3 protein-coding genes are annotated in these 6,000 nt (G+C 43.3%); 1 reads left to right on the top strand and 2 read right to left on the bottom strand.

Annotation, left to right across the window (positions count from 1 at the left end; genetic code table 11):
• Positions 1-572: 572 nt before the first annotated feature.
• Entirely contained in the window at positions 573-1,190 is a 618-nt protein-coding gene (locus R7P67_RS14835; RefSeq protein ID WP_005379248.1) for a c-type cytochrome, read from the bottom strand.
• 159 nt (positions 1,191-1,349) lie between these two features.
• Here R7P67_RS14835 and yihA point away from each other — a divergent pair, with 159 nt between their 5' ends.
• Positions 1,350-2,009: a ribosome biogenesis GTP-binding protein YihA/YsxC gene (gene yihA / locus R7P67_RS14840; protein ID WP_017635019.1), complete on the top strand. Its 660-nt coding sequence runs from the start codon at positions 1,350-1,352 to the stop codon at positions 2,007-2,009.
• Positions 2,010-2,756: 747 nt separating this feature from the next.
• On the opposite strand, the gene polA is transcribed toward yihA, so the two are convergent.
• A complete protein-coding gene (gene polA, locus R7P67_RS14845) occupies positions 2,757-5,543 on the bottom strand; it encodes a DNA polymerase I (RefSeq protein WP_053303417.1) in 2,787 nt (928 codons plus the stop codon).
• Between the last annotated feature and the right edge of the window lie 457 nt (positions 5,544-6,000).

Raw genomic sequence — 6,000 nt, forward strand, 5'->3', positions numbered from 1 at the left:
GAGCTTTCCCTGCCAAAAAGAGTTGTTTTTCATCTTCCTGATGAGTTTTGGCTATCCGTTTACTTCCTGTCTACTGAGCAACTTCCTGTGCCTGATCCGTTTCACTGTCTTAACCGTCAGACGAGATGACCATCCTTATCTGATAGGCTCCCTACCTATCTAAATCCCTTTCTAAATCACCAAGCATCCGAGCTACATCCTTGGAGACCTAAACCGTGGTCTTAAATCCTTACATTCACTCCCTGTGAACGACTTCTACTTTACGCCATCCCGTTATGCTCACAAGTAATGGGTTGAAAAAATAATCCGCCTATTTTTCTAAAAAATCAAAATTATCATTTAATCAAAAACTTAAAAACACTAACAAGAAAAAGCCAACATCAAGTATGGCAAATGTCTCACAAACTGCCGAGCCAACTATCGCTTTCGCATCCAAACTCGACTGTGATATCTGTCACGAACAAAAATGCCCTAGTGGATTCACTAGGGCATTTTTGTACAAGTTGCTCGAACGACGTAGGGACATCTACCCAACCAGCTCAAGATGCAGGATCTTGAGCGATTTAGGTATATTAGTGCAGACCGCCAACGTATTTAGACAGCACTTCGATATCTTCGTCTGTCATTTTCTTCGCGATGTCGCGCATCATGGCATTCATATCATTACCACGGTCGCCATCACGGAATTTTTCTAGCTGAGCTTTGATGTAGTCAGCATGCTGACCAGAAATTTTCGGGAAACCTGAAAGCTCAGTACCATTGCCACGAGGACCATGACATGCAATACATGCGGTTAGGCCACGCTCGGCATCACCAGCGGTATAAAGCGTTTTGCCTTTTGCTACTACATCTTCAGGTGTTGAGTTTTCTGAAACTGGTAGCGAAGCGTAGTAAGCAGATAGGTCTGCGATATCTTCATCGCTCAGTGGCATTGCCATACCACTCATTACAGGATCGTAACGACCTTGTTTACCACCACTTGTCATGCCTAGCTTAAGTTCTTTTAACTGCTTCTCAAGATACTTAGCGTGTTGGCCTGCGAGTTTCGGGTACGTTGTTATTGCACTGTTGCCATCTGCTCCGTGACAGGCGACACAGGTTTGTGATTTTGCTTTACCAGCCTCAATATTACCTTGGGCCCATACTGAGCAACTGGCTAAAAGACTCAAAATTAGCGCTAATTTCTTCATGACATTCCATTATAATTATCAAGCTTCCAGTACCACGGAATGTGAACATACCGCGTACACTCATGGTACAATAGGCGACCTTATGCCGAGCACGGTTATTTTACACATTTTCACAAAAAAGTAATCAATCGACTACACAAAGTCGAGATGGAGTTAACAGTGAGCGTAAAAATTCATTACCAAAATACGCATTTCATCACCAGCGCACCCGATATTCGTCACCTGCCGGAAGACGAAGGTGTCGAAATTGCGTTTGCAGGACGCTCAAACGCTGGTAAATCGAGTGCACTTAACCGTCTAACTAATCAAAAAAGCTTAGCCAAGACATCAAAGACACCTGGTCGTACGCAATTAATCAACCTTTTCAAAGTAGAAGAAGGTTGTCACATTGTCGATCTACCTGGATACGGTTTTGCTCAAGTACCGGTAGAGATGAAAAACAAATGGCAGAAATCTTTGGGTGAATACCTACAGAAACGCGAGTGCCTAAAAGGCTTAGTGGTTCTAATGGACATTCGTCATCCAATGAAAGATCTCGACCAACAAATGATTTTCTGGGCCATCGATAGCCACATTCCTGTGCAAGTTTTGCTAACCAAAGCAGATAAACTAAAAAGTGGTGCACGCAAACAAACTCTACTGAAAGTTCGTAAGCAAGTAGAAACTTTCGGTGGTGACGTTTCTGTTGATGTGTTCTCTTCACTGAAAGGATTAGGTGTCGATCAGCTACGTGCAAAACTGGATACCTGGTTTGCACCAGCACTAGCACACCTGATAGAAGAAGACGAACAAGAGATACCAGCGAGCGATGAAGAATAATTAACAATATTTGTTAAATTTCTTCGACACGGCCCTGCCATTTGGTGGGGCTTTTGTTTATCTGAACTAAATAACAGGCAATAAAAATCCCCGCCTTCCTGGCAGGGATAACGGGAGAGAAAAATTGGTAATTATTGTTATGTGACGAAGCATTGCTGAACTGAGATTCGATTTCAATAGGTTAAAAAGCGCTCTTGTTTCCTGTGTATCACCAAACATTCACTCCAAAAACACCCAATAGTGTTACAATTCAGACAGTTAAGCCAAGCAAATCTTCAAAAAGATGTAACTTAGTTTCTTTCAAGAAAAAATAATAGTGTGACTGGCGTAAATTTACAGGATGAATAACGCAATAAATTTGAAGGAAAAATCGAGATTTTGCAGTGACTTAGAAAGGTCAAAAAAGAAGGTTTTTGAAGGCTAACTTTAAGCTGCTGATCCAAAAGAATAATTTTCTTTCGCCCAATAAAAAACGCCCCAGTCAAAAACTGACTGGGGCGGCTGAATCAGCCTAATCCAATAACGTGAAACAAAAGGTCTGAAAGATAGAACATCTTACCTCTGTACCCTACGAGTATTAATGTACAACAATTGGTCAGAATTGCAAAGAATTTTTGTAGTTTTTTTTCATGAAATTTTTATTAAGCAACATCAAAGTTAACTTTGCGCTAGCTTTTTTAATCTCAAAAAAAAGCCAGCGTTTGTGCGCTGGCTCATAATTAATTGGTTATTTTGGTCTAAAAGTGACTAATGAGCTTGATCCCAGTTATCACCGTGACCTGCTTCTGCAACCAACGGTACTTTTAGCTCTGCTGCAGATTCCATCAATTTCTGTACTTTACTTTCAATTTCGGACAATGATGACTCTTCAACTTCAAAGACCAATTCATCGTGTACTTGCATTAATAACTTCACACGACCATTGCCTTCTTCCTGAATCCACTGATCAACCAACAGCATCGCTTTCTTAATGATGTCCGCTGCCGTACCTTGCATTGGTGCGTTGATTGCCGCACGTTCAGCAGCTTTACGACGCATCCCGTTGCGCGATTTGATTTCTGGCAAATGCAAACGTCGACCAAAAATCGTTTCAACATACCCTTTATCTGCTGCTGTGCTGCGTGTGTCTTCCATGTACTGCATCACGCCTGGGTAACGTTCAAAGTATGTATCCATGTACGCTTGAGCCTCACCACGAGGAATGCCTAATTGCTTCGCCAAACCAAACGCACTCATGCCGTAAATAAGACCGAAATTAACCGCTTTCGCACGACGACGTTGCTCACTTGAAACGTCCTCAATAGAAACACCCATGATTTCTGCTGCGGTTGCCGCGTGGATATCTTTGCCATCACGGAATGCATTCAATAAAGCTTGGTCGCCAGAAAGGTGCGCCATGATGCGCAGTTCGATTTGCGAGTAGTCGACCGCTAAGATTTTATGCCCTGATGGCGCGACAAACGCTTGACGAATACGACGGCCAGCTTCGTTACGAATTGGAATGTTCTGTAAGTTCGGATCAGTAGAAGATAGACGACCCGTTGCAGTCACTGCTTGGTGGTAAGAAGTATGCACGCGCCCCGTTGATGGGTTGATCATCTTCGGCAGTTTGTCGGTGTAAGTTGATTTTAGCTTCGCCAAACCACGGTATTCCAAAATCAGTTTTGGTAGTGGGTAGTCTAGCGCGAGTTCTTGCAGAACTTCTTCATTCGTCGATGGTGTGCCTGATGGCGTTTTCTTCACAACCGGTAAACCCATTTTTTCAAATAGGATGGCTTGTAATTGCTTTGGCGAGTTCATGTTAAACTCTTGCTCTGCAATTTCGTACGCTTTCTTTTCAAGCTCATCAAGGCGAGCGGTAATCTCGACCGACTGCGCACTCAGCTTCATTTCATCGATAAAGACCCCAGTGCGTTCAATGCGCGAAAGAACTGGCACCAACGGCATTTCAATCTCTTCGTAAACTGTCTTCAGGCTTTCATCCTGCTCGATATTAGCAAACAAGCGATTGTGCAGACGAAGGGTCACATCCGCATCTTCTGCCGCGTATGGCGATGCTTGTTCCAGTTCGATTTGGTTAAACGTAAGCTGATTTTTGCCTTTACCTGCAATTTGCTCAAAAGAAATGCAGCTGTGCTGTAGGAAGCGAAGCGCCAAGCTGTCCATATCGTGTTTACCGCCGACACTGTTGTAGATATACGATTCCAACATCGTGTCGTGCTTAATACCTTTTAGCTCAATGTCGTAACGAGCGAGTACAGACGCATCATACTTTAAGTTTTGACCGACTTTTGCTTTCGCTGCATCTTCAAGAATTGGCTTCAGCTGTTCTAGTACCCAATCACGATCAAGCTGTTCAGGCGCATCTAAATAGTCATGTGCAACTGGCACATAAGCCGCAATACCTTCATCGACAGCGAATGACAAACCAACTAGATTCGCTAGCATGTAATCTAGGTTATCGGTCTCCGTATCAAATGCAAACAGCTCAGCCGTTTGAAGTTTATCTAGCCAAGCATTGAAGGTTTCTTTATCCAGAATTGTTTCATATTGGCTGCGATCGATTGTTACCGCAGAAGTTTCCATCTCGGCTTGAGAAGAAGAAGCTTGTGAAGATCCTGCAAGCTCTACGGCCTCCACAGATCCAGAACCGCCTTCAAGTAGTTCATTCAACCAAGATTTAAACGTCAGTTGGCCATACAGCTTCACTAATTCGTCTTTATTTGGTTCCGCTTTCAGCAATGATTCTGGCGTTTCCTCAAGCTCAACATCCAATTTGATGGTCGCGAGCTCATACGAAAGCATGGCATTTTCTTTGTTGTCGATGAGCTTTTTCGCCATGGTTTTAGAACCACGGAAACCAAGCCCTGCAATATCATCGAGGTTTTCATACAACTTCGTCAGACCACCAATACCTTGCAGTAGTGCGGTCGCTGTTTTATCACCGACACCCGGTACACCAGGAATGTTATCTACTTTATCGCCCATCAGTGCTAAGTAGTCGATGATCAACTCAGGTGGAATGCCAAACTTTTCAACCACACCTTCACGATCCATTACGACGTTCGTCATGGTGTTGATCAAGGTAATGTTATCATCCACTAGCTGCGCCATGTCTTTATCACCAGTACTGATCAATACAGGCATGCCCTTTTGTGATGCTTGGTATGCTAACGTACCGATGACGTCATCCGCCTCGACGCCAGGAACACAGATCAGCGGCAAACCCATTGCACGAATAACATTGTGTAATGGTTCAATTTGACAACGCAGGTCATCCGGCATTGGCGGACGATTCGCTTTGTATTCTGCATACATATCATCACGAAAGGTTTTTCCCTTTGCATCGAAAACCACCGCGATGCGCTCAGACGCAAACTGACGCATCATGCTGCGTAACATGTTCACGACGCCGTAAACAGCATTAGTTGGAATTTCACCATTGCTCATGGTGCCCGGGTAGGCGTGAAAAGCGCGATATAGGTAAGAAGAGCCGTCGATAAGGATCAACGGATTTTCAGGAATACTTGCCATAATTGTCTGTATCCAATTCAGTACTTGAGAGATCTGCCTAGGATGCCATGACTGCTGATCTGAATCTATCTTGTTCGCTCGATCTAGGTCGCGTAAATTTTTCCGACTTTATTCACGAAAACACCACCTCCTGTGGATAACTCTGTTTATAGAAATTATCCACTGGTTATCCAATAACAAAAAACACAAGAAAACACCAACCCAAACCATTGATTAATAACAACAAATTCGCATAACGGCGAGAAGATCAACGATCCTAAAATGATCATCGCATGTGGAAAAGATATTAATAGTGACGTCAAATAGAAATCGTAGAAAAGAAAAAAGCGACCCGAATGGGGTCGCCTAGCAGAAGTGGTAAAGCAAATTCTGTAAATAGAGCAGCTTAACCAAGAAGCTATAAATTACACTGGAAGCAATGTGAGCAATGTCGTGTCAAAAAGAATTCGTGCAAGTT

The sequence above is a fragment of the Vibrio sp. Vb0937 genome (genome assembly GCF_033338855.1).

Coding starts and splice junctions, on each gene's coding strand:
- R7P67_RS14835 (WP_005379248.1), bottom strand. CDS start 1,190: ATGAAGAAATTAGCGCTAATTTTGAGTCTTTTAGCCAGTTGCTCAGTA.
- polA (WP_053303417.1), bottom strand. CDS start 5,543: ATGGCAAGTATTCCTGAAAATCCGTTGATCCTTATCGACGGCTCTTCT.